The organism is Proteiniphilum sp. LBM24028 (genome assembly GCF_056629195.1).
In genome coordinates, this window is record NZ_CM152817.1 from 1134268 (window position 1) to 1159811 (window position 25544).

Sequence of the window (25544 nt, forward strand, 5' to 3'; positions counted from 1 at the left end):
AAATGAAAAAAGTAAATGTGAACAAACAGATAGTGAGTCATCTGATTCCCGTATCGATTCTTTTAATGACTATTTACACCGTGTTGCCTTATATAAAGCCGGGAATTCCGGTCCTCTCCTCTCTCGATAACACAACACTGTGGTGGGGTATTTCATTTTTGATTCTGGCGGTATTTTTCTTTTCCCGGTATTATTTTTTCGATAAAACGAACGAAGACAATATGCTTATAGTCTGGATATACCTGCTGTGGAATGTAGTATGCATAACAAGAGGCATGTTTGAAGCAGAATTGTATTGGGACTGGAAAGGGTTGATAAGCAACTCGATGGCTCTTATGTTGCCCATCGTCATGTTTTCCGCCACCAACAAGATTGTGGTACAGTCGCTCTTTGTTTTTTATGTAAAATATGCCTTGCCGTTGTTCGCGTTATTTGCCCTGATCATCAGGACCGATGCTTTTGGTTTTTACCTGATGCCAGTGACTGTCATGATCCTGTTTTTTCCGGCATTTACCGTGCGTCAGAGATTCTTTATTCTGCTGCTTACTGTTGCAGTTGTATTTTCCGATTTCGGTGCCAGGAGCAATATCCTGAAATTTGGCGTGACATTTATTATCCTGGCCATTTACTATCTGAAAGAGAAGATCAGTGTCAGGGTCATTGAAATTGCCCGTGTTTCATTGTTTATTGCTCCGGTACTTTTTTTTGTACTGGGAGTGACCCATGTATTTAACGTATTTAATATGAACGAATATATCAAAGGTGATTATGTTGCTGTGGGCACCGATAATGAGGGCAACCGTGTGGAAATGAGTGCTACTGCCGATACAAGGACTTTTATTTATATTGAGGTGTTGGAGTCGGCCATCAACAACAATTATTGGCTGTTGGGCAGAACACCCGCGAGAGGAAATGATTCCAATACATTCGGTGTACTGGCAGCTGAATTAACGGGTAGAAACGAACGACTTGCCAACGAAATAGGGTTAGCCAATGTATTTACCTGGACGGGGGTAATGGGAGTGGTTCTCTATTTTCTGATATTCTTCAGAGCATCTTATCTGGCGGTAAACAGATCAAAGAACATCTATATAAAGATGTTAGGGGTTTTCATTGCTTTTCGATGGCTCTTTTCTTGGATTGAAGATGTGAATAACTTCACCGTAAATTACTTTATGTTGATGATTATTCTGGGGATCTGTTTTTCTCATTCGTTCAGAAAAATGACAAATAATGAAATTGTAGTGTGGGCGAGAGGAATATTTGACGTGCGGTTTATTCGTTTTCAATACGTTATGACTAAGAAGAACGAATACGACATTGACTTGGACATGAAGCCGATAGCCGAGGAGAATGAAAAAATTATCGTATGAACACAAAGAGTGTAGCGGCATTGATTACATGCCACAACAGAAGGGAAAAAACAATTGCTTGTCTGGAATCATTACAGCGGGCTGAGGTTCCTCCTGCATATCGGGTCGATGTCTATTTGACCGATGACGGTTCCACCGATGGGACCGGCAATGCAGTGAAAGAACTGTTTCCAGATGTCAATCTGGTAGAAGGTAACGGGAATATGTTTTGGGCTGGCGGCATGCGACTGGCATGGAAAACCGCCCTGGACAGGAAAAAGTATGATGCCTTTCTGCTGATCAACGACGATGTGATATTGTACCGGAACTTTATTTGGAATTTACTGAAGGCAGAGACATATTCACTGTCGGAAACGGGCATGAAGGGAATATATACCGGAGCTACAGTCGACGGAGCTACGGGCGAGGTAACGTACGGCGGGTCAACAATCATACGAAACCACCTCATTATGACCATGCAGAAACTTGCGCTGGCTTCTTATCCTCAACAGTGCGACCTGGCTAACGCCAATATTCTGTGGGTCAGTGGTTATGTGGTGGACAGGATCGGTATTTTTGAAGAACGGTATACCCACGGAATTGCCGATTACGATTATTCCCTAAGAGCTCTAAAAGGAAATATTCCATTATGGCTGGCACCCGGTGTTTGTGGTATATGTGAGCATAATCACGGGAAAAACTGGAAAACAGGTTTATCCCTGAAAGAAAGAATCCGTTGGATGAAGAGTCCGAAGGGACTTGCATACAGCGAGTATCTGTTTTACATAAAGAAGCATTTTCCGGCATACCTTCCTTATTCATTTATTATGATGTGGATGAAGATCCTCTTTCCTTCTGTTTGGGATCGATTTAAAAAGACAGCGTGAACAAATCAATTGATAACAATGCAATGAAAAAAATATTTCAACTCATATCATCTATCCAGTTGGGAGGAGCAGAAATAATTGCTTTTCACCTGTCGGAGTATGGCAACTTATCCCATTCTGCAGAGATTTCCGTGGTAGAGTTGTACCGGACAAAAAACAGTTATGCCGATCACAAAAGAAAAGAGTTAGAGCGTAAAAATATCCGGATCATCACTCTGCATAGAGGCTCCAAGCGGGGAAGCCTTCTTTTTGGCCCCCTTCACCTGTTTTTTCTTATTCTGAAAGAGAAACCTTCCATCATTCACTCCCATACGGACCTGCCAGATTTCGTTTTGGCTATTGCAGTAAGAATTCTCACTCTGTTCAGAATTAAAACGCCCGAAGTTGTTCGTACAATACACAATACTCAATTATGGCGAACTCATCATAAAATGGGCAGGATTGCCGAGTCGGCCTATGGAAATGAGCCGGTTGCAGCGGTCTCTTCATACGCTATGGTGGCTTACGAACAATTAAGAAAGAAATACCGGCTGCCACTTTCCCCGAACAGGCAGATAATTTATAACGGATGTGCCGTTCCTCAACAATGTCCCCATCCGTTTAAAATAAGCAAAGAAAAAATTAATATTGCCTTTTGCGGGCGTTTTGAAGATTATAAAGGGATGGAAACACTCATATCGGCAATACCGGAGGTCGGCCGGTTATATCCCGGTAGTTTCCTGTTTCACCTTATAGGGGACGGAACCTATAAAAAAAGATTGCTCCAGCTTTCGCAACAAAGGAGCGATGTATTGCTATACGATCCCGTTCCCAATGTTTCCACCATGTTTTATGCATTCGATTTTCTGTTCATGCCTTCGCATTTTGAGGGGTTGACACTAATATCGATCGAAGCCTCATTTGCCGGAGTTCCGGTCATTGCCTCCTTTGCTCCGGGGCTCGACGAGACATTGCCGGAAAATTGGCCACTTAAATTTCATCTTGAGAGGCGGGAGGAATTATACGCAATTTTTGAAAAGATAAAGGAGCATTTCTACAACATAAATAAACTTCGGAAAATGGCATTTGATTTTGCAATGATGAAATTCTCCATGAATAAAATGATTGAATCCTATGCTCAATTATACACCAAAATGTTATGAAATCTGAACGAAAGGAGATATTATACCTGTTGCATCTACCGCCCCCTGTGCACGGTTCATCGGTAGTTGGGGAACAGATTAAAGGAAGCAGACTGATAAATGATGCATTCAGGGGAAAATATATCAATCTTATATTGTCGCGGAAGGTGAATGAGAGCGGAAAAACGAACCTTGTGAAGATAGTCCGGCTTGTGAAAATATGGTTAACATTACTCGCCACATTAATAAGACACAAGCCTCATCTCTGTTATTATGCACTGACCACTACCGGCCCCGGCTTTCGTAAAGATGTAATCCTCATTGCCCTGTTGCGTTTGTTCCACACTAAAATTATCTACCATATTCATAACAGAGGCATAATAAACGAAAAAAACAACAGACTGAATGACCTGTTTTACCGGTTCGTATTTAACCAGGCTCCGGTGATACTTCTCTCCAGACATCTCTATTACGACGTGAAAGAATATGTACCAGAGTCGAGTGTGTATTATTGTGCTAATGGCATAAGTGATTACCAGCCTCGAATAGCCTTTTTGTCCAAAACCGGGAACAGACCTTTCAGGATACTTTTCTTCTCGAACCTGATGAGGGAGAAGGGGGTTTTTATTCTGGTGGAAGCTTGCAAGATCCTTTTGGAAAAAGGGTATCATTTTCAATGTGAATTTGTAGGAGGAGAGAGTGATGTCACCGAAAAAAAACTTACCGACTTCGCCGGGGGTATGGGGCTTGACGGGCATGTAAAATATCTGGGAAAGAGGTATGGAAAACTGAAGGAGATGGTGTTTGAAGAGGCCGATATTTTTGTACTTCCTTCGCGTTGCGATTGTTTTCCCCTGGTAATACTGGAGGCCATGCAACACAGGTTGCCTGTAATCTCATATGCTGTGGGCGGTATACCGGAAATAGTGGACGAAGGTGTTACCGGCTACCTGCTTCACCCTCAGGATGATGCAAATGATCTGGCCGAACGGATTGAAAGCCTGATTCAGAATCCTTCCTTGAGGGAGGAAATGGGGGCAAACGGAAGAGTGAAGTACGAGAACTTCTTTACGAAGAGAGTTTTTGAGCGGAGGTTGCTATCAATTTTACAAGATGTTATCAATTAAAAAAAGAAGTACAATGTTAATCGAAGTATCAAAAGATGTTTACAGAAAACATTTTTCTAAAGACTTGAATCCTTTTATCTCTGAGTCATTTATTGGATTAGTAGAAGGTAAAACTGATAAAATTATCAGGTTGATGAAGAGTGACGATATTTCAATGGGACTGCTTGCAGGGGTAAAGGATGATGTCCTCTGTGCTCCTTTTTCAGCGCCTTTTGCCGGTTTTCACTATACGCATGAGTATTTGTCGTACGAGTTAGTTTTCGATTTTATATCCCAGCTAAAAAACTTTGTTCGTGAAAATAATTTTAAAAGAATCACCATCACACTTCCGCCCGACCTTTATCAGACGAATATGAATGCAAAATGCATCAATGCATTTGTCAGACTCAACTTCATTGTGTCAATCCCTGAAATCATCAATTGGATAGACCTTCATAAATTTAATGGTATATGGGTTAAACACTCGGTGGCACAGAATTACAATAAAGCGTTGCGCAATGAACTCTCTTTTCATGTCGTGACAGACGAACAATCCATTCAGGAAGTGTACACGATTATTTTCAGGAATCGCGAGGTACAAGGAAGAAAAATACACATGAGTTTGAATGACATTGTGCAGGTAAACCGCATTATGCCGGTCGATTTTTTTCTGATAAAAGATGAAAACGGAAATCGCTTGGGAGCAGCTGTCTTTTACCGCGGTCATGAAAAAATTGCACAGGGAATCTTTATGGGAGACGATCTGGAGAACAGGTCTGTTGGAGTGATGGACCTGTTGTACGGAAGCATATATGATTATTACAAAAAAATGGAGTACGATTTTATCGATTTGGGTGCTTCCGGACTCAACGGAGAACCCAATATCGGATTACTCAGATTTAAGGAGATACACAATTGTACCACATCTCTAAAGTATACATTTACATGGGGTCCCGATATAGAACAGATAGATACTGAAAATTATGCTGCAAAAACTTGAAATATACAGTGGCCCTTTGCAGGAGATTCAACCCTCAAAGAAGCTTATTAGTACGCTCAATGCCCATTCCTACAATACACTGAGGAAAGATGCCGTTTTCAGACAGGCACTTCAGGCAAGCGACATGTTGTTGCCTGACGGTATTAGTGTGGTATTGGCAATGCGCCTACTGAAGGGGGAAAAAATAAAAAAGATTGCAGGTTTTGATCTTTTTCAATACGAAATGACACGCGTGCAGGAACGGGGCGGAAAATGTTTTTTCCTTGGCAGTTCGGAGCGAACGCTCGAACTTATTAAAGCAAGAGCTCGGCAAGAATACCCCGGACTGCAGGTTTACGGCTATTCCCCGCCATTCAAGACTTTGTTCGACGAAGAAGATAACCTGGCAATGATCAACGCAGTGAATGAGGTTGAGCCTGATGTGCTTTTTGTTGGAATGACTGCTCCGAAGCAGGAAAAATGGTCTTATGAATATTTTGGCCAATTGAATGCGGGACATATTTGCTGTATCGGTGCAGTGTTCGACTTTTATGCCGGTACGGTGAAACGTGCACCGGGGTGGATGATACACATCGGGATGGAGTGGTTGTATCGTTTGATCCGGGAGCCACGCAGGATGTGGCGAAGGTATCTCATCGGGAATACTCAGTTTGTAATAGGAATTTTAAAAGAAAAGTTCAGGAAGTAACTATTTAACAATCACAGCTTATGGATTCTGAACATGCAGGGATAAGATTCTTCTATCTTATCTTCGATTTATTACTCTTAAACTTATCGGTTTACATGGTTTATTACAATAGCCCGATGTATAATTATGTGGATCTTCCGGGGAGAAATCTCTATATTTTGCATGCCAATATTTCGGAGCTTTTTGCATACATCATCTACTCAAAGAGAAATTATTTTTTTAATGATGCCTACGCTGAAAGGGTGAAAGCATTCAGCATAAGGTTTCTCATTCTTCTCATCACTCTTTTCCTGTTGGCAGAGATATTTCTCCCGAAAGGGTATCACAAGGGATTTCTGGTAGAGTATACCGGCTTCTTTTTTGTTACGAAAGTGATTGTTTTTTATTTTATCTATAAATTTCACCAGTACCGCTATAAAATGGGATATGCACACCACAGAGTAGCAATATTGGGAGTAGGTGATTCAGACCTGGTACTGGGCAAATTATTAATGAATAACCCTTCTTTGGGTTATAAACTTGTGGGTTATCTTTCCAATAATGAGTACAAGCCAGATGTTGAAATACTTGGAGAACTTGATGAGTTAGCCTCTTTGGCAGAGAACTACAAATTGAATATGCTTCTTGTAACTGATCCCAGGTATTTTACCAGGGATAATACCAAAGTACTTCTCTCACAGTGTAACGAAACCGGGATGCGTATACGGTATGTACTCATGAAAGGTTTTTGGAGTAACCACAGCTATACGGGTAAGAAAATTGACTCGTCACGTTTGTTCGAGATGTTTAACCCTCAAGAGATTCCGTTGGATAAGTTGACATTTCGATTTGTAAAACGCCTGTTCGATATCCTATTCTCTTTCGTTGTTATTATTTTAATATTCAGCTGGTTATTTCCCGTAATAATTGTGCTGATAAAGCTGGACTCCAAAGGCCCCCTCTTCTTTAAGCAACAAAGGACAGGAATTAACAACAAAACTTTCACATGCCTTAAATTCAGGACGATGGCGGTGAATGACGAGTCAGATAGTAAACAGGCACAAGTGAACGATTCAAGAATTACCTCAATAGGCAAATTCCTCAGACGCAGCAATATCGACGAATTGCCTCAGTTTATAAATGTATTTCTCGGCAACATGTCGGTGGTTGGACCCCGACCGCATATGCTGAAACATACTCAACAATACTCTGAGCTTATACGGCATTACAAAGTCCGCCATTTTGTAAAACCAGGGATAACCGGCTGGGCACAGGTGAATGGATACAGGGGGCTGACAGACGAGCTTTGGAAAATGGAAAAAAGGGTGGAGTATGATATGGAGTATCTTGAAAACTGGGACTTGATGCGGGACATCAAGATTATATTTATGACACTCTTTGGAAATAATACCTATAAAAATGCAGGGTGATTCTCTGTCCGGCTGATGGTCAGGCATGATGAAAATTTGTGAAAAAGGCTAAGAATTATGAATGCAATCGACTATGAATAAGAATAGTAAAATTTATCTTGCCGGACATAAAGGCCTGGTGGGATCGGCTATTTGGAAGTGTTTTCAGAACCAGGGATATACCAATCTTATCGGCCGCTCTCATAGCGAACTGGATTTGATGGATGGTGCTGTTGTAAGGGATTTCTTTGACCAGGAGAAGCCGGAATATGTGATTTTAGCAGCAGCTTATGTCGGGGGAATTATTGCCAATAATACTTACCGAGCAGACTTCATCTATCGTAATCTTCAGATTCAGAACAATGTGATTGGCGAAAGTTTCCGCCACAAGGTGAAAAAACTGTTGTTTATAGGGAGCAGCTGTATTTATCCCAAAGAATCCCCTCAACCCATAAAAGAAGAATATCTTCTTACCTCACAGCTTGAATATACGAATGAACCTTATGCGATTGCAAAAATAGCAGCATTAAAAATGCTGGAAAGTTTCAACCTGCAATATGGTACCAATTATTTGGCCGTTATGCCTGCTAATCTTTATGGCCCTCATGACAATTTCGACCTTGAAAAGAGTCACGTACTTCCGGCAATCATCCGGAAGATGCATTTGGCCAAATGTCTGCAGGAAAATAACTGGAGTAGCATTCAGAAAGATCTGAGGAGAAGGAGACTGAATGATGTGAACGGTATGAGTACGATAGACGATTTTATTTTTACACTGAATAAGTTTGGAATTTTTTCGAATCATCTGGAGTTGTGGGGATCCGGAAAGCCCACAAGGGAGTTTCTGTGGAGCGAAGATCTGGCCGAAGCTTGTCTGTTCATCATGAACAATGTGAATTTTGTGGATTTAAAAAAGGGAATGGAGGAGGTACGTAACTGTCACATCAACATCGGCACCGGAAAAGAGATCAGCATCAGAAAACTTGCCGAGCTTGTAGCCGGTATCGTAGGGTATACGGGGAAAATCAAATTCAACCCTTTTCAACCCGACGGAACAATGAGAAAACTTACGGATGTCTCCAAAATAAACACTCTCGGCTGGAAATATTCTGTGGAACTTGAAGAGGGAATATCTCTTTTATATCAATGGTATCTTAAAGATCAGGAACAGAAGTAGAGCTGATTTTGTCTTTATTTTAATCATGGTACGGCCAGGAACCTTGTAAGAAAAACCAAATAACAACCGACACGATGAAGGAAAATAGAACCGCTTCTACTCCTTTCCAAAGGATCGAAGTTATTGACGCTTTGAGAGGTTTTGCATTGCTGGGAGTTATTCTTATGCACATGCTGGATTATTTTGGTTATACCTTCACCAGCTTATCGCATAATTTGTCTCCTTCTGTATTTGATATATTTATTGATCGGTTTTCAGACATGACAATCAGGGGGAAATTTATAAGTATCTTTTCCTTTCTTTTCGGATTGAGTTTTTACATCCAGATGGAAAGAGCCTCAAAAAAAGGTGTGGATTTTCGTGGCCGTTTTATGTGGCGTATGTTGTTGCTGTTTGCAATAGGCCTTATAGGGATAAGTTTTACTTATCTCGACATACTTACTATTTACGCACTGTTCGGGGTGATTCTGGTCTTCTTGTTTCCCTTGAGAAACTGGATTCTTATGCTCATTGTATTTTTGATATTCACAGGCGTTCCGAACTTATTTATAATCGGTTTCGATCAGATAAAAACGGAGCGTTCCATCCTTGACGCCGGTATGACGATATCAGGTAAGTCCGCAGCTCCTTCCGAAGTTTCGAAATCAAATGATGGAGATTACGGAACAAAGAGTAAGATTTTTTTTGAAACGGCAAAAGAGAATCTAACCTTTCGGACAATTGACAAAATAAAGTTTCAATTCTTGCATACCGATACCGGTTTTTTAGTACTGGCACTGTTTATTACCGGTTTCATTGCCGGCAAGCTTCATTTTTTTGAGCAGGTACATATCAGGAAAAAGAGAAATGTTGTTCTGTTTGGTGCATTTATGCTTGTTTCTTTGGCAGCAGTGCTCACAGCCAGAATCATTGGACCTGAAGCACCGGTTAACTTGCTGAAATTAAGAGCGGAGAAAGGAGACGTGCCTCTAATCGCACTCCTTGTGTCCTCCTTGAATAACATCGGTACAATAGCCATGTCTGGTGCGTTGGTAACCGGTTTCATATCCCTTTATCAAGTCGCTGGTATAAGAAAATACCTGAACCTGCTTACCCCGTACGGACGCATGGGGCTGACAAACTATGAGATGCAAAATATATTGGGTGCAATTTTCTTTTCTGCATGGGGATTCGGTTCGTTTTTCGGAGGCAAGGGGCCTGCATTGCTTTTCGCTTTAGGCTTGACAATCTATACACTGCAGGTTGTGATAAGCAGATGGTGGATGAAACAATTTGTTTATGGCCCGCTTGAATGGCTCTGGCGTTCGGGAACCTACTTGAAATGGCAACTGTTTAAAAAAAAATTGAATCCTGATAAAATGGAAATCGTACGGGAATAACCAAAATATATAAAGAATGAAGTCAACATAATATTACATACTAAAAAAGAACTTATGGAATACAGAAAAATTTTTGAGGCTGAATTCAGGGAATTCAATCGCGATATACTGGAAAAGTCGTGGGAATGGTTAAATGATCCTATCATTAAAGAGTTAACCTCTGCGTCGGAATTTGATGCGGAGTCACAGGAGAGGTGGTTCGAAAGCCTGAAGACTCGAAACGATTATTATATAAGATCTGTCTGGTATAAAGACAAACCTATCGGGGTGATGGGTATCAAGCATCTTACCGATAAAGATGGCGAGACGTTCGGTTATCTTGGTGAAAAAGAGTACTGGGGTAAAACCATCGGGGTTCAGGGATTGCAATATATGATTGATTATGCAAAATCGATAAAATTGGAATCGCTCTATGCCATTGTGCTGAAAGAAAATATCAATTCGTACAAATTGATGCGAAGGCTTGGTTTTGAAAAAGAAAAGGAGATAGACGAGAACGCTATCGTCATGAGGCTTTATTTGTTCCCCAAAGAAAATTGATCGGAATGTTTTCGTACGGAATAACGCTTTTGAACTTCTCTTTTTATGACAACGATAAAGTTTTTTATGAATCTGGCACCGCACTACAGGGCGCCTCTCTGGAGAGTTTTACTCAACAATCCAGGGTGGAATATGCATTTTTTCTACGGTGATCATGCGAACGTTGTGGAAACAATCGATTTCGAAAGAGAAGGGCTTTCTTTAAACAGTAAACAAATTCACAAAGTAAAAAACTACTGGTGGAAAGGCACTGTCCTGATTTGGCAAAAAGGAGTTATTCGAGAATGTATGAAAAGTCAATTTGAATTTGCGGTTTTCCCGGGTGAAATGTCCCGACTCTCCACGTGGGTAGCTGCGATAATATGTCGGCTACGTGGAGTCAAGGTCGTTTTTTGGGAACATGGTTTGTACGGGAATGAAAAAGGGTTTAGGTTGATCCTTAAAAAAGCGTTTTTTAGCCTTGCACACAAACACTTGCTTTATGAGAGAAGAGCGAAAAAACTGATGATTGAACATGGGTTTGCTCCGGATAATCTATACGTCTTTTTCAACTCATTGGATTACGATGTCCATAAAGTATTACGTCACAAACTTCAAGCTCTCGATAAAAAGGATGTTTTCCCTTTTTTTACGAACCCTTATTTGCCTGTGGTCATTTTTATCGGAAGGTTGACCGGCGTGAAGAAGCTGGACCTGCTCTTGCAAGCAGTGAATCAGATCAACGACAAGCAAACGGATGTAAACCTGTTGATCGTGGGAGATGGAGCCCATAAAAACAGTCTGGAGGAACAGGGGAGAGCAGGAATACAAAATGGATGGCTGTATTTTGCAGGTGCCTGCTACGACGAAGAGGAAAATGGCAGGTATCTTTCGATGTCCGACTTGTGCGTATCACCCGGAAATGTAGGTTTGACTGCAATCCATTCGTTGAGTTTTGGAACTCCCGTATGCACACATGACAACATGTATCACCAGATGCCCGAATCGGGAGCCATTCAGGCAGGGCATAACGGTTTTTTCTTTAAGGAAAATGACGCGAAGGATCTTAAAGTTAAAATAGAGGACTGGTTGAATCTGATGGACAGGCGGCAAGTGAGAAAAAACTCATACGAAATAATCGATAAATATTATAACCCACATTATCAACTCACAGTCTTTAACAGGTTGGTTTCGGGAGAGAGTCCCGAACTATAGAAACTTCCTGTTTCATCGTGAACGATCATGCAGACAATGGGTATGCTGAATGCGTATTACAGTAAAAATGTATAAAGTATGGCAATCAATTCGTTCGTTTCTTGCTTTTTTTTAATCCTGCTGCTTGGAAAAAATTGAGTTCTCATGCATTTTTGTGACTTCTCCTATGCATATTTTATTAATTTTGCTGACCAAAGAAGATTTTTACAACTTATTTGCAAGAATTTAGTCCTATCTTTGCTGTCGAATAGCAGAAAATTATTTGAAACGCATTGTAAACATATTTGTTATTGCCTTTGCGAGCATGCTGATGCTGGCACTCTCCGCCATTCCGCATCATCATCACGATGACGGGGTGCCATGCTTTCAGACGGATCAGGCTGCACATGATTCTGATCATCAACATTCACACAATCATAACCCTGCATCGGATGCCGGTTCTGAAAATTCAAACTGTGTTGCGCATGCCAGTTTCATTGCCCAACAAGCCGATTCCGGGGGGCGTTTCAAATCATTCCCGTCTGTCCACGCTGATTATTCATTTCATCACGACTTGTTTATATATGTTTTGGCGGATTTAACGATTCCGCTCCCCGATGAAAAATCGGATTACGGCGAATTAACCCTTATCATTCCTGATACTGAAAAGTACAGCCCTACTGGCTTGCGTGCTCCTCCTTTTTCGTTATTATAGATTATTTATCCAAATAGTTAGACCGGGGATTGGCTGCTTTTGATCAATCGTTTTCAAAAGCAGGGAATCCGGTTATTCATTTGCCTTTTGTTTATCTTTCATTCAACAATTTATGAAAATATTTATTGTGTCTTTTTTATCCATCATCCTGGCTTTATTGCTGTCGGGTTGTAGGAATAAAAATCATGAAATGACAGTCACCCATGATACACCCGAACATGCCGAAGACGAGTTGCATGACCATTCGACTGCAAAGATGCATGTCGATGAAATACACTTTTCCAAAGCCCAGGCCGACGCCGTGGAACTGACTTTGGAAACCGTTTCAGCCGGAACCTTCCGGCAGGTCATCAAAACAAGCGGACAAATCCTCTCTTCGCAAGGAGATGAAACTACCATTGCCGCCACTGTAAACGGGGTGGTGTCATTCGCAAATAGGTCAATCGCACCCGGTACGACAGTTCGTGCCGGTGAGAAAGTCGTCACCGTCTCACTGCAAAGGCTTCCTGAGGGAGATCCCGTAATAAAAGCAAAGATAGCTTATGAAACCGCGCTGAAAGCATTTCAACGCGCTGAGAATCTGGTGGGAGAGCAAATCATTTCCGAGAAGGATTTTGAAGAGGTCCGTTTACGCTATGAAACTGCCAGAGCTGCCTACGAGTCACAGGCCGCGAGCTACAGTGCCGGTAGTGTAAGCGTGACTTCACCAATTGATGGATTTGTGAAAAATCTTTTTGTGAGCCAGGGCGATTATATTTCGGTGGGACAACCTATTGCCATGATATCTCAAAATAGGAGACTGCAACTCCGCGCCGAGGTACCCGAGACTCATTATAAAACCATTCCGGCCATCCGGAGCGCAAATTTTAAAATGGCATATGATGACAAACTTTACGAGCTTTCAGGAATGAACGGACAGTTACTTTCATTCGGAAAAGCATTGGATGGAAACTCCTTTTTTATCCCTGTAACATTTGAATTCGATAATGTGGAGGGTGTTATTCCTGGATCGTATATTGAGGTATATTTACTTTCCTCACCGCTGGAAAATGTTATATCAGTACCCTTATCAGCAATTACCGAAGAGCAGGGACTTTTTTTTGTATATGTTCAACTCGATGAAGAAGGATACAAAAAACAGGAGATTACGCCCGGACAAAGTGACGGGAGGCGAGTGCAGGTACTTGCCGGATTGAGACAGGGCGACAAAGTAGTTACTCACGGCGTGTATCAGGTGAAACTGGCAGCAACCTCATCGGCTATTCCCGAAGGACATACCCATTGATAAAAGTCGGAGATAAAACCATGCTAAATAAAATCATTCAATTTTCTCTACGTAACCGGATGGTTATCCTGGTAGTATCCCTGCTATTGATTCTGGGTGGAGTTTACACTGCTTCCAATATGGAAGTGGATGTCTTTCCCGATTTAAATGCACCTACCGTGGTCGTGATGACTGAAGCACAGGGGATGGCACCCGAAGAAGTGGAACGTTTGGTCACCTTTCCCGTGGAAACTGCCCTGAACGGGGCGACGGATGTAAGGCGTGTCCGCTCGGCGTCTACCACCGGCTTTTCGGTTGTCTGGGTCGAATTCGACTGGAGTACGGATATTTATATAGCCAGGCAGATCGTGTCTGAGAAACTGGCAGTTGTAAAAGATGCGCTGCCTTCCAACGTAGGCAATCCAACCTTGGGACCGCAATCCTCAATTATGGGCGAGGTGATGATTATCGGACTTACGGCCGATACGACATCGATGCGGGACTTACGAACGATTGCCGACTGGACAATCCGTCCCCGCCTGCTCTCCACCGGAGGGGTGGCGCAGGTCACCGTGCTGGGAGGCGAAATAAAAGAATACCAGATCTTGCTTAATCCGGAAAAAATGAGACACTACGATGTACAACTCTACGAAGTGCTCGACATAGTAAGGGGTATGAATAAGAACGCATCGGGCGGAGTTCTCAATGAATATGGAAACGAGTATATCATTCGCGGGATACTCTCTACAAATAATCTGTCGGAATTAAAAAAAGCGGTGGTGAAGGTCGGGCAGGAGAGCCCTGTGCTTCTCGAAAGTATTGCAGAGGTGAAGGTTGGTGACAAAACACCTAAACTGGGAACAGCCTCGGAGCGGAATAAACCGGCAGTATTGTTGACTGTGACCAAGCAACCTGCAACCAGTACCATGGTGCTGACCGATAAATTAGACCAGTCTATTGCAGAGCTCCGGACGGTCATACCACATGATGTGAAGATATCGAACGACATTTTCCGCCAATCCCGTTTTATTGAAAGTTCCATTCGCAACATACAAAAATCGTTATTGGAAGGTGCTGTTTTCGTAGTCATCGTGCTTTTTATTTTTTTGATGAATACACGAACAACCATTATATCGCTTATTACTATTCCCATATCTCTCGTGGTGACCATTCTTGTATTAAAAATGATGGGACTGACGATCAATACGATGAGCCTGGGAGGTATGGCAATAGCCATCGGCTCGCTCGTGGACGATGCCATTGTGGATGTGGAGAATGTATTTAAGCGGCTGCGCGAAAACCGACAGAAGCCGGAAGAGAAAAGGAAAACGGTTAAAGAAGTGGTTTATCATGCCTCAAAAGAAGTGCGGCTTCCCATTCTCAATTCCACACTGATTATCATTGTAAGTTTTGTACCGCTTTTCTTTCTTACGGGAATTGAGGGACGCATGCTGGCTCCCCTCGGAATTGCTTTTATCGTGGCGCTGACGGCTTCTACAATTGTGGCGTTGACGCTCACCCCCGTGCTGAGTAGTTATTTGCTCAGCAAGGAAAGGAGTAAAAATGGCAATGTGGAGCAGGAACCCGTTGTTGTAAGATTTCTCAAGAAATATTACGAAAAAGCGTTGTCTTGGACGTTACAAAATAAGAAATGGTTGTTGGGTGGTACCGCTGTGCTGCTGGTGGTGGCGCTTATTATGTTTTTCTCGCTCGGAAGGAGTTTTCTACCCCCTTTCAACGAGGGCTCTTTTACCATTAACGTCAGCACCCTGCCGGGGATTTCACTCGAAGAGTCGGACAAAACAGGTCGTATGGCCGAAGAAATACTGCTCTCCATCCCGGAAGTGCAGACAGTAGGGCGTAAGACAGGGCGTGCCGAACTGGATGAACATGCGCTGGGAGTGAACGTGTCGGAGATTGAAGTACCTGTGATGTTGGACAAACGTTCAAAAGATGAGATACTTAAAGAAATCCGTGAGAAAATGAAGGTAATACCGGGTGTAAATATCGAAATAGGACAACCTATTTCACACCGGCTCGATGCTATCCTTTCGGGAACACGTTCCAATATTGCCATCAAGCTATTCGGAACCGATCTGAATAAAATGTACGGGTTGGGCAATCAAATCAAAGCTTCCATACAAGATGTGAAAGGTGTTGTGGATTTGAATGTGGAACAACAGGTGGAACGTCCACAACTGAAAATAACTCCAAAACGGGAACTATTGGCAAAGTATGGCGTTTCTCTGCCTGCATTCTCTGAGATGGTGAGCGTCTTGCTTGCAGGTGAGGTGGTTTCGCAGGTATATGAAGGAAACAGATCGTACGACCTGACACTGAAGGTAAATGACGATAACCGTGCATCGGCTGAACGCATCAGAAACATTATTGTTGATGCCAACGGACAGAAAGTTCCATTGGGAAATATTGCGGATATTTCGTCTGTAACCGGACCTAATACCATCAACCGTGAAAATGTATCCCGCAAAATCGTCGTTTCGGCAAATGTATCCGGGGGTGATCTACGTGGAGCGGTAAATGAAATCCGTCAAGTTATAGACCGTGAAATTGAGCTTCCCTCAGGTTATCATATTGAATACGGCGGTCAGTTTGAGAGTGAACAGAGAGCATCGCGCACATTATTCATTACATCTGTTTTTTCTATTCTGGCAATTTTTCTGTTATTGTTTAATCAGTTCCGAAGCGTTTCACAATCTGTGGTTATCCTGCTTAACCTGCCGCTGGCACTCATCGGCGGCGTTTTCACCCTTTTTTTTACAAGTGGTAATATCAGTATCCCTGCCACCATTGGTTTTATATCACTTTTTGGTATTGCCACGAGAAACGGCATGTTGTTGATATCGCGTTATAACGATTTGCAAAATGAAGGATTGTCGGCACGTGAAAGCGTGATGCATGGTTCGTTGGATCGTTTGAACCCGATACTAATGACGGCTCTCACTACGGCCCTCGCATTAATACCTCTTGCCGTGGGTGGAAGCCTGCCCGGCAATGAGATTCAAAGCCCCATGGCAAACGTTATCCTGGGAGGCTTACTCACTTCCACGCTCCTCAATGGGTTTATCATTCCGGTGATCTACCTTGAGACGAACAAAAGGACTCCTAAAAGGATTATAAGAGATGACCAAACATCAGAATAATAATAAAAAAAAAGTGGCATCGTTTCTTTGCTGTTTATCAGCTGATTCATGAATAACGTATGCGATGCTGTGATTACCGGAAGTATTACTCGACCGGTTATTAATTTATCATTCAAAGTTTCATTTTTTTCCGTTTTCTTTTGTGCCGGTTTTTCGTTATCTTTGCAGGAAATGAACGCAGGGTTTATTAGCAGGCTGTCGCTGCATCATAGGTTATCTTCAAATAAAAACGGGTTGCTGATCTTGTAGGATGCAAATGCGTTCCAACACCTCCTTTCCCACGAATCAATAAATATGAGAAAAGATAAATTGGGTTTGCGCATCCTGCTGTTGCTGGCGGGAATCTTCGTAATTGCGTATGGGGTAGCACTTTCCATCCGGTCAGATCTGGGAACAAGCCCCATCTCCTCTCTTCCTTACGTCTCCAACCTGCTCTTCCCAGGTGTTACGGTGGGAATTTTCACCATTCTGGTAAATGCCCTGCTGGTTTTGATCCAGATAATGATTCTCAGGAAGAAAAGCAGCCTACAACAGTTGCTGCAACTGCCTTTATTGTCGGTTTTCGGCCTCTTTATCGACCTGAACCTCTATCTTACCCGTTCGTTTGTTCCGGATCATTACCTGCTGCAATTGTTGACAGTAGTACTGAGCTGCTTTGTGATGGCTTTCGGTATTTTCCTGGAATTAAAGGCCGATGTGGGTTATCTCCCGGGGGAAGGACTTACACTGGTCATTTCAGAGAAGTTCAATAAAAACTTCGGAAAGGTCAAGGTAACGATCGATTCTATAGTGGTAGCCATTGCAATTTTTGCTGTATTGTTTTTTCATGGAAAATTGGAAGGTGTGCGCGAAGGCACTGTGATTGCCGCGTTTCTGGTGGGTGCGGTGACCCAGTTCTACAGGAAAAAAATTACTTTTGCTGACAGATTACTTGAGACTAAAACGTCCGTGAAATACGTAACGGAACCCTATATGTCCACAAATAATTTCGTGATTACCATCTCCCGACAGTATGGAAGTGGGGGACATGCCGTGGGAGAGCGTATCGCCAGGAAACTGGGGATTGCATTCTATGACAGCAAGCTGATCGACCTGACCGCAATGGCCAGTGGCCTCACGCCGGAGTATGTGGAAACACACGAGCAGAAGCTGCCAGACAGCTTGTTGGAAAGGCTTTATAACAATAATTACGCTTATGTGAATGAGGTTATCCCTCCCAACGATAAGCTCTTTATGGTACAAACACGGTGATACGTGATATTGCGGCCGGGGAGTCCTGCGTAATTGTTGGGCGTGCTGCCAACTTTATCCTTAAAGGACATCCAAACAGCTTCAACGTCTTTGTTCATGCCGACCGTGAGTTTCGAAAGAGACGTGTGGTACTTGAATATCTGGTAAAGCCTGAGGAAGCTCTGAGAGTGATGGAAACAAAAGACAAAGAACGGATGAACTATTACCGCCATTATACCGGAAAGGAGTGGAACGACCTGAATGAATATGATATGACGATGGAGACCTCCCTCTTTGGCATCAGGGAAACCGCCGATATGATCATCGAAGCAGCAAAGGTCCGAATTTTAACAGATCAATGAAACATCCGCTTAGAACAGCTATGGGAGTTGTAAAACACGAAAGAGGTACAAAATCAGGTATGTTGGTGATTATTCGGAGCAACCTGTGAAAAATCATCAATAAGATTGATATTTTTTGAGAGAATGTACCGAAGGGGAGTTTTGCATGTGTAAATTGTGTATAATTGAAAAGGCAGCTACATTTTTTATTTTGCAACTGCCTTATTATCAGGGTAGCGAGAGGGGGGCATGATCCCCCGACCTCATGATTATGAATCATGCGCTCTAACCAACTGAGCTATCTCGCCATTTTCAAATTCGAGGGGCAAAAGTAGTATATCTTTTTTAATTCTGCAACTACAAAAACAAAAATGTGGATAAAAAGAAGTGTGCTTCTGATAATCCTACTACTTGAGTTTTTTGTGAGAAATATGGGAATCTACTGACCGGAATAGAAATAGTCGGCATAAAATTGTAATTTTGCGGAACAAACAGATATATAACACGGCTTACAAACAGAGTAAAGTGATCTATCCAGATAATTTTGAACAGAAAATAGAATTCAATAAAGTGAGACAGCTGATCTCGGACAGGTGTTTGAGTTCACTGGGCCGGGAGAAGGTGGAAGATATGAAATTTTCTGCTTCTTTTGATGAGATCAGTATGTTGCTGTTCCAAACAGAAGAGTTTGTCCACATCAGGGAAGAAGAAGATGCATTTCCGGCTGATCATTTTTATGATCTGCGCCCGGTGCTGCGACGCGTGCGTGTGGCAGGTGCCTGGATCGACCAGAGTGCACTCTTCGAGCTACGACGTTCGTTACAAACCATTCACGGCATTGTGTCGTTCCTGCGCCGCGACGAAGAGAAGACACCCCGGTATCCGCATCTGCTTGCGTTGACAGGACACGTGATGATCTTCCCGGAGATCACCAAAAAGATAGATAACCTGCTCGATACATTCGGACAGGTGAAGGACAATGCCTCTGCCCGTTTGTCGGAGATACGGCGTGAACTAACTTCCACCGCGAACGGCATCTCCAGAAGCCTCAATGCCATCCTACGCAGAGCACAGGCTGAAGGATTTGTGGAAAAGGATGTAGCGCCAAGCATGCGAGACGGTCGCCTCGTGATTCCGGTGAATCCTTCCTTCAAACGAAAGATCAAAGGAATTGTGCACGATGAATCGGCATCGGGTAAGACAGTTTTTATCGAACCTTCTGAGGTGGTGGAAGCCAACAATCGTATCCGGGAACTGGAGAGTGACGAACGGCGTGAAGTCATACGCATACTGGTCGACTTTACCGACTATCTGCGTCCCTTCCTGCCCGACCTGCTGGAGTCATACGAATTCCTTGCGAAGATCGATTTTATTCAGGCCAAAGCGGCCTTTGCTCAGCAAATAGGAGCCATCAGACCCTCCCTCGAGAATACAAGGCTAATCGACTGGGTGGAGGCAGTGCATCCGCTACTTTACTTGTCACTGAAAAAACAAAATCGGAAAATTGTCCCGCTTGATATCACACTTGGAGAAGCAAATAGAATCCTGGTGATCTCGGGACCCAATGCGGGTGGTAAATCGGTCTGCCTGAAAACGGTCGGCCTCCTCCAGTATATGGTGCAGTGCGGGTTACTGATTCCATTGAAAGAAAATTCAAAAGTGGGGGTCTTTGCAGATGTTTTTATCGATATTGGCGATGAACAGTCCATTGAGAATGATCTTTCCACATACAGTTCCCATTTGATGAACATGAAGTTCTTTGAACGAAACAGTAATGCAAAATCATTACTGCTGATCGATGAGTTTGGAAGCGGTACAGAACCACAGATTGGTGCAGCCATTGCGGAAGCACTGCTTGACAGGTTCAACCGGCAGCAATCGTTTGGCGTGATCACCACCCATTACCAGAATCTGAAACATTTTGCTAACGAACATGAAGGAGTAGTGAATGGCGCCATGTTGTATGACCGTCATGAGATGCAACCCCTTTTTCGCCTCTCCATCGGTAATCCGGGAAGTTCCTTTGCCGTGGAGATCGCCCGCAAGATCGGACTTCCGGAAGAGGTGATTGCACACGCCTCGGAGATTGTGGGAAGCGATTATATAAACATGGATAAATACCTGCAGGATATAGCCCGTGACAGGAGGTACTGGGAACGAAAACGCGATGAGATACGGCGTGAACGCAACAGATTGGAAGAGACAGCCACGAAATATGAAGCCGGTCTGGAGGAAATAAACAAACAGAAAAAGGAGATTCTCAGTCAGGCCCGGCAACAGGTAGAACAGATGCTGGCCGAGAGCAATGCACGCATCGAAAATACTATTAGGGAGATCAGAGAGGCAAAGGCCGATAAGGAAAAAACCAAACAGGTACGAGAGTCACTGAGTCGTTTTAAAGAGCAGGTGACAGCAGCCGTGACAGACGAGAAGGAGCTTACGATATCAAAGAAACCTGTCAGGAAAACGAAAAACCAGACTACTGAGTCAAGGGTAATCCACGAAAAGCTGTCAGCAGGAGATGTGGTTCGCATCAAAGGGCAAACTTCTGCAGGTGAAGTGATGGAGGTTTCAGGAAAAAAAGCAACCGTTGCCTTTGGGATGATCAAAACCACCGTCAACATAGACAGTTTGGAGAGGGTAAGCAGCAACCAGCTTAAAAAGGAGAAGAAAGCCTCCAACACCCGCGACCTGCTACACGAACGAAAACTGAATTTCAAACAGGATATTGATGTCAGAGGCATGCGAGGGGATGAAGCGTTGCAGGCGGTTATCTATTATATTGACGATGCAATTCAGTTGGGCGTTTCACGGGTACGTATACTACACGGAACAGGTACGGGCACATTGCGGCAGATTATTCGTGAGTATTTAGGTACCGTAGAGGGTGTCGCCCATTTTCAGGATGAACATGTTCAGTTTGGCGGAACCGGAATTACGGTGATCGATCTGGCATAATATTCAAATTATTTTTTATCTTTGTCCCTGATATTAAAAAATCACTCAAATAGAAATTAACATATCCGTAGATGGTAAAATTTTCAAAACCTTTCTGGGTAGCCAACTTTGTAGAGCTTCTTGAGCGACTCGCGTACTATGCGGTATTTATTGTCATTACCCTTTATCTCTCAAATGTATGGGGCTTCTCAGATATTGAGGCTGGGGTGATTGCAGGACTCTTTTCGGCTTCTCTATATCTGTTACCACTGTTTGCAGGAGCTTATGCTGATAAAATAGGGTTCCGGTCGGCAATTATTCTCGCATTTACCCTGCTCACGGTTGGTTATGCCGGGCTGGGTATTCTGCCCACGATGCTCGAAAATGCCGGACTGGTTAATTATGAGATGACAACCACCTACACAGGGTTGAAGGAGAGTTATCTCAGATGGTCCATTGTTGCCCCCCTCATATTGGTAGTTATAGGTGGAGCATTTATTAAATCGGTCATCTCCGGTACTGTTGCCCGTGAAACAACACCTGAAAACAGGGCGCGGGGATATTCCATCTTTTACATGATGGTCAATATTGGCGCTTTCACCGGCAAAACAGTGGTCGACCCTCTGCGACGGAGCATGGGTGATCAGGGCCTGGTTTACCTGAATTATTTTTCAGCCGCAATGACCCTACTTGCCCTTCTCGCTGTATATTTCTTTTACAAATCGGTCAGAACGGAGGGTAAAGGAAAAAGTTTTGCCGAAATAGGGCAATCACTGGTAAAAGTAGTGCTTAACGGGCGATTGATGGTGCTGATCCTTATTGTCAGCGGTTTCTGGATGATTCAGAGTCAAATGTATGCCACCATGCCCAAATATGTAATACGGCTCATTGGAGAGAGTGCCTCGCCCGGATGGTACGCAAACGTGAACCCTTTGATCGTTTTCGTAAGTGTTAACTTTGTGACTTCACTGATGAAAAAGCGAAGTGCCATTACCTCCATGATGGTGGGAATGTTCATTATTCCTGTCTCGGCACTGATCATGTCTTTCGGAACACAAATTGGGGAAAGTTATATTCTGGGTTTGCATCCCGTGGCTTTCATGATGATTATAGGGATAGCCTTCCAGGCAATTGCCGAATGTTTTATTTCACCCCGTTACCTGGAATATTTTTCACTTCAGGCTCCAAAAGGAGAGGAGGGATTGTATCTGGGCTTCAGTCACCTGCATTCTTTCTTCTCATTCCTTTTTGCTTTTGGATTGTCGGGATTTCTGCTGGATAAATATTTACCCGATCCGCGACTTTTTACCAATGATGCAGGGGTGATAGACAGCGTGGCATATGCTGCCGCCACGCAGCATGCACACTATATCTGGTATGTTTTCGTGGCAATTGGTGCCATATCTGCTATTGCGCTATTTATTTATGGACGTATAACACGTAGAATGGATCACAGGAAAGTCAAAGAATAGTAAAATAAAAACATGTCATCACTTCAAATGTTATATTAAGTATAAACAACATTTTTTTAAAAACAGAAAATATGAGATTAGATTTGAGTTCACACATTGCGTTTGAAAGGGTACCCAGAAAATACTACCGCCCTGAAAACGATTTTGAAGAATATAATCTGGCGCGCTTTGAGAAATTACCCCTGGCAATCTATGAGGAATCAAAAAAAGCAGCAAAGAAGGTGGCCGGCGATATTGTAGCGGAAATGCTGCTAAAACAGCAAAAGGGAGAAATGTTTGTGCTTGGCATCAGTGGAGGTACATCTCCCATGCCGGTTTATGAGGAACTGGTCAGGCAGCATAGGGAAAAAAACGTAAGTTTCAAAAATCTGGTCATTTTTAATACGTACGAGTTCTATCCCGTACTAGACTTTTCTTTCAGTAACCTGCAGATGCTGAAGGATGTTTTTTTAAATCAGATCGACATAGATCCTGCACATATTTTTTCTCCTGATGCTACCATTGAAAAAGATCTGATAGCAGAAAACTGTGAAGCCTTTGAACAGGATCTGAAAAAAATGGGTGGACTCGACTATCTGTTACTGGGACTGGGTAGTAAGGGAAATGTAGGCTTTAATATGCCAGGTAGCGGCCTTCACTCACAAACAAGGCTTGTCATGCTCGATGGGGATTCGCGTAAAGATATTGCCCGTAACTTTGGATCACTCGATAAGGTACCGGTGAGTGCAATCACAATGGGACTTTCGGATATGATGGATGCAAAAAAAATAACTCTGGTTGCCTGGAGTGAACAAAAGGCAGGAAGTGTCTCCGATATTGTCGAGGGAACGGTAACCGACCTGATTCCGGGCTCTATCCTGCAGACACATCCCGAAACAAAAGTGTATGTGGACCTGGCGGCAGCATCGGAGCTTACACGTATTAGTCGCCCCTGGCTGGTTACAAACTGTGAATGGACCAGCAAACTCATCCGTCGGGCCATAGTTTGGCTTTGTGGAGTGGTGGATAAACCTATTCTTAAGCTGACAAATAAGGATTATAATGACAACGGACTGAGTGAGCTGATCACTCTTTACGGATCGGCCTATAATGTGAATATCAAGATATTTAATGACTTGCAACACACAATTACCGGATGGCCTGGAGGAAAGCCCGATGCGGATGATACTTATCGTCCCGAGCGGGCAAAACCCTATCCGAAACGAGTCGTCATTTTCAGCCCGCATCCCGATGATGATGTAATCTCTATGGGAGGCACGTTTCAACGTCTGGTAAACCAGGGTCATGAGGTGCATGTGGCATATCAGACTTCCGGAAACATTGCGGTGGGAGATGAGGAGGTAATCCGTTACATCTCGGTGTTGAACAGCATGCGTAAGAAATTCACTCCCGGTAACACAGATCTGCAGGAGAAGTATGAGAAGATACGTCATTATCTTTTGCATGAAAAAACGAAGGAAGATGTGGATACCCCCGACATCCTTTTCATCAAGGGGAGGATACGACGTGAGGAAGCCCGTTCGGCAGACCGCTATGTAGGTCTCTCTGAAGACAATGTCCATTTTCTGGATCTTCCTTTCTATGAAACAGGAAAGGTGAAGAAGAATCCTATTTCGGAAAAGGATGTAACGATTGTCAGAGATTTTATTGAAACCATTAAACCCCATCAGATTTACGTAGCAGGAGACCTTGCTGACCCGCATGGTACTCACAAGGTTTGTCTCGACGCCATCCTGGGGGCAGTTGACATCCTTAAAGAAGAAGAATGGTTTCAGGATTGCCGTATCTGGATGTATCGCGGTGCATGGATGGAGTGGGAGATAGATCATATTGAAATGGCTGTGCCACTCTCGCCCGAAGAGCTACGCCAGAAAAGAAATGCCATCCTGAGGCATCAGTCACAAATGGAGAGTGCTCCTTTCCTGGGCGATGATGAACGTTTGTTCTGGCAACGTTCGGAAGAACGTAACCGTGCCACGGCCGATATGTACTGGAAACTGGGACTAGCCTCGTATGAAGCCATAGAAGCTTTTGTGGAATATATTCCCGTTCAGTAAATTAGCAGAAAAATAAGTTATAAAAAGCTGTCTGAAAAGACGGCTTTTTGTTTTTTGGCGACTCAAATAGTCTAACTTTTGTGAACTTTTGGCAATGGAACCAAAAAAAAGTTGTATATTGTGGGCCTGTTTCTAAATATACATGTCGAAAGAAAAATTCCATATCGAGTTCCTGATGGGAAACGCGACCCAAAGTAGTTTATGGCGCATGGTCAGTCAGATAGACGGTCTTTCGGAATGGTTTGCTGATGAGGTATCAATGGATGAAACCGAAACTATCTACACATTTTACTGGGGAAAAACAAATAATCAGGCAGTTATTGTAAATCAGAAACCGTTGTCAAACATCCGTTACCGATGGATAGACGAGGAGGAAGAGAATTGTTATTTCGAGTTCATGTTACGTAAACTGGATCTGTCGGGCGACATGACCCTGGAAATTACCGACTTTGCTGAATCTGATGAAAAGGGAGATGCCATTGCCTTGTGGGAGTCACAAATAGACGAGATGAAAAGAAGACTGGGTATCTGAGCTCATCACATCATCTTTTACTGT

The 25544-nt window shown here is 43.1% G+C and carries 20 protein-coding genes and 1 tRNA gene; 20 read left to right on the top strand and 1 reads right to left on the bottom strand.

Features of this window, described 5'->3' with window-relative positions:
- Window positions 1-2 precede the first annotated feature (2 nt).
- The 16 genes from AC1HCU_RS04435 (at window position 3) to AC1HCU_RS04510 (ending at window position 18543) form a co-directional block, all read left to right on the top strand.
- Window positions 3-1373, top strand: a complete 1371-nt coding sequence (locus tag AC1HCU_RS04435) for a hypothetical protein (RefSeq protein ID WP_480369547.1) — start codon at window positions 3-5, stop codon at window positions 1371-1373.
- Window positions 1370-2239 carry a glycosyltransferase family 2 protein gene (locus tag AC1HCU_RS04440; protein ID WP_480369549.1) on the top strand — a complete coding sequence of 290 codons (870 nt, stop codon included), beginning with the start codon at window positions 1370-1372 and terminating at the stop codon, window positions 2237-2239. The genes AC1HCU_RS04435 and AC1HCU_RS04440 overlap by 4 nt, the downstream gene beginning before the upstream one ends.
- A 23-nt stretch (window positions 2240-2262) precedes the next feature.
- On the top strand, window positions 2263-3381 hold the full coding sequence (locus AC1HCU_RS04445; protein WP_480369551.1) for a glycosyltransferase family 4 protein: 1119 nt from the start codon (window positions 2263-2265) through the stop codon (window positions 3379-3381).
- On the top strand, window positions 3378-4487 hold the full coding sequence (locus tag AC1HCU_RS04450) for a glycosyltransferase family 4 protein (protein ID WP_480369553.1): 1110 nt from the start codon (window positions 3378-3380) through the stop codon (window positions 4485-4487). The genes AC1HCU_RS04445 and AC1HCU_RS04450 overlap by 4 nt, the downstream gene beginning before the upstream one ends.
- Before the next feature lie 133 nt (window positions 4488-4620).
- Window positions 4621-5466 carry a hypothetical protein gene (locus AC1HCU_RS04455; protein WP_480369555.1) on the top strand — a complete coding sequence of 282 codons (846 nt, stop codon included), beginning with the start codon at window positions 4621-4623 and terminating at the stop codon, window positions 5464-5466.
- Window positions 5438-6154, top strand: a complete 717-nt coding sequence (locus AC1HCU_RS04460) for a WecB/TagA/CpsF family glycosyltransferase (RefSeq protein WP_480371048.1) — start codon at window positions 5438-5440, stop codon at window positions 6152-6154. The genes AC1HCU_RS04455 and AC1HCU_RS04460 overlap by 29 nt, the downstream gene beginning before the upstream one ends.
- A gap of 20 nt (window positions 6155-6174) precedes the next feature.
- The gene (locus AC1HCU_RS04465) at window positions 6175-7563 is read left to right on the top strand and encodes an exopolysaccharide biosynthesis polyprenyl glycosylphosphotransferase (RefSeq protein WP_480369558.1); all 1389 of its coding nucleotides are present in this window, start codon (window positions 6175-6177) and stop codon (window positions 7561-7563) included.
- A 73-nt stretch (window positions 7564-7636) separates the two neighbouring features.
- On the top strand, window positions 7637-8719 hold the full coding sequence (locus AC1HCU_RS04470) for a GDP-L-fucose synthase family protein (protein WP_480369560.1): 1083 nt from the start codon (window positions 7637-7639) through the stop codon (window positions 8717-8719).
- A gap of 74 nt (window positions 8720-8793) precedes the next feature.
- Window positions 8794-10098 (top strand): DUF418 domain-containing protein, encoded by a 1305-nt coding sequence (locus tag AC1HCU_RS04475; protein WP_480369563.1) that lies wholly within the window; start codon window positions 8794-8796, stop codon window positions 10096-10098.
- Window positions 10099-10152: 54 nt separating this feature from the next.
- The gene (locus AC1HCU_RS04480) at window positions 10153-10638 is read left to right on the top strand and encodes a GNAT family N-acetyltransferase (protein ID WP_480369565.1); all 486 of its coding nucleotides are present in this window, start codon (window positions 10153-10155) and stop codon (window positions 10636-10638) included.
- Window positions 10639-10683: 45 nt separating this feature from the next.
- Window positions 10684-11832: a glycosyltransferase gene (locus AC1HCU_RS04485; protein ID WP_480369568.1), complete on the top strand. Its 1149-nt coding sequence runs from the start codon at window positions 10684-10686 to the stop codon at window positions 11830-11832.
- Between the two features lie 262 nt (window positions 11833-12094).
- On the top strand, window positions 12095-12526 hold the full coding sequence (locus AC1HCU_RS04490) for a DUF6769 family protein (RefSeq protein ID WP_480369570.1): 432 nt from the start codon (window positions 12095-12097) through the stop codon (window positions 12524-12526).
- Window positions 12527-12638: 112 nt separating this feature from the next.
- Window positions 12639-13811: an efflux RND transporter periplasmic adaptor subunit gene (locus AC1HCU_RS04495; protein ID WP_480369573.1), complete on the top strand. Its 1173-nt coding sequence runs from the start codon at window positions 12639-12641 to the stop codon at window positions 13809-13811.
- 20 nt (window positions 13812-13831) lie between these two features.
- Window positions 13832-16951: an efflux RND transporter permease subunit gene (locus AC1HCU_RS04500; RefSeq protein ID WP_480369576.1), complete on the top strand. Its 3120-nt coding sequence runs from the start codon at window positions 13832-13834 to the stop codon at window positions 16949-16951.
- A 294-nt stretch (window positions 16952-17245) separates the two neighbouring features.
- Entirely contained in the window at window positions 17246-18202 is a 957-nt protein-coding gene (locus tag AC1HCU_RS04505) for a DUF6198 family protein (RefSeq protein WP_480369578.1), read from the top strand.
- Window positions 18199-18543: a cytidylate kinase-like family protein gene (locus AC1HCU_RS04510; RefSeq protein ID WP_480369580.1), complete on the top strand. Its 345-nt coding sequence runs from the start codon at window positions 18199-18201 to the stop codon at window positions 18541-18543. Before AC1HCU_RS04505 ends, AC1HCU_RS04510 begins: the two co-directional genes overlap by 4 nt.
- A 213-nt stretch (window positions 18544-18756) precedes the next feature.
- Here AC1HCU_RS04510 and AC1HCU_RS04515 read toward each other — a convergent pair.
- Window positions 18757-18830, bottom strand: a tRNA-Met gene (locus AC1HCU_RS04515).
- A 217-nt stretch (window positions 18831-19047) separates the two neighbouring features.
- On the opposite strand from AC1HCU_RS04515, the gene AC1HCU_RS04520 reads away from it, so the two are divergent.
- The 4 genes from AC1HCU_RS04520 (at window position 19048) to AC1HCU_RS04535 (ending at window position 25520) form a co-directional block, all read left to right on the top strand.
- Window positions 19048-21480, top strand: coding sequence for an endonuclease MutS2 (locus AC1HCU_RS04520; RefSeq protein ID WP_480371051.1), 2433 nt, complete (start codon window positions 19048-19050; stop codon window positions 21478-21480).
- Between the two features lie 71 nt (window positions 21481-21551).
- Window positions 21552-22931, top strand: a complete 1380-nt coding sequence (locus tag AC1HCU_RS04525) for an MFS transporter (RefSeq protein WP_480369582.1) — start codon at window positions 21552-21554, stop codon at window positions 22929-22931.
- A 71-nt stretch (window positions 22932-23002) separates the two neighbouring features.
- A complete protein-coding gene (locus AC1HCU_RS04530; protein ID WP_480369584.1) occupies window positions 23003-24988 on the top strand; it encodes a glucosamine-6-phosphate deaminase in 1986 nt (661 codons plus the stop codon).
- Between the two features lie 142 nt (window positions 24989-25130).
- Window positions 25131-25520 carry an START-like domain-containing protein gene (locus AC1HCU_RS04535; protein ID WP_321722005.1) on the top strand — a complete coding sequence of 130 codons (390 nt, stop codon included), beginning with the start codon at window positions 25131-25133 and terminating at the stop codon, window positions 25518-25520.
- Window positions 25521-25544 lie beyond the last annotated feature (24 nt).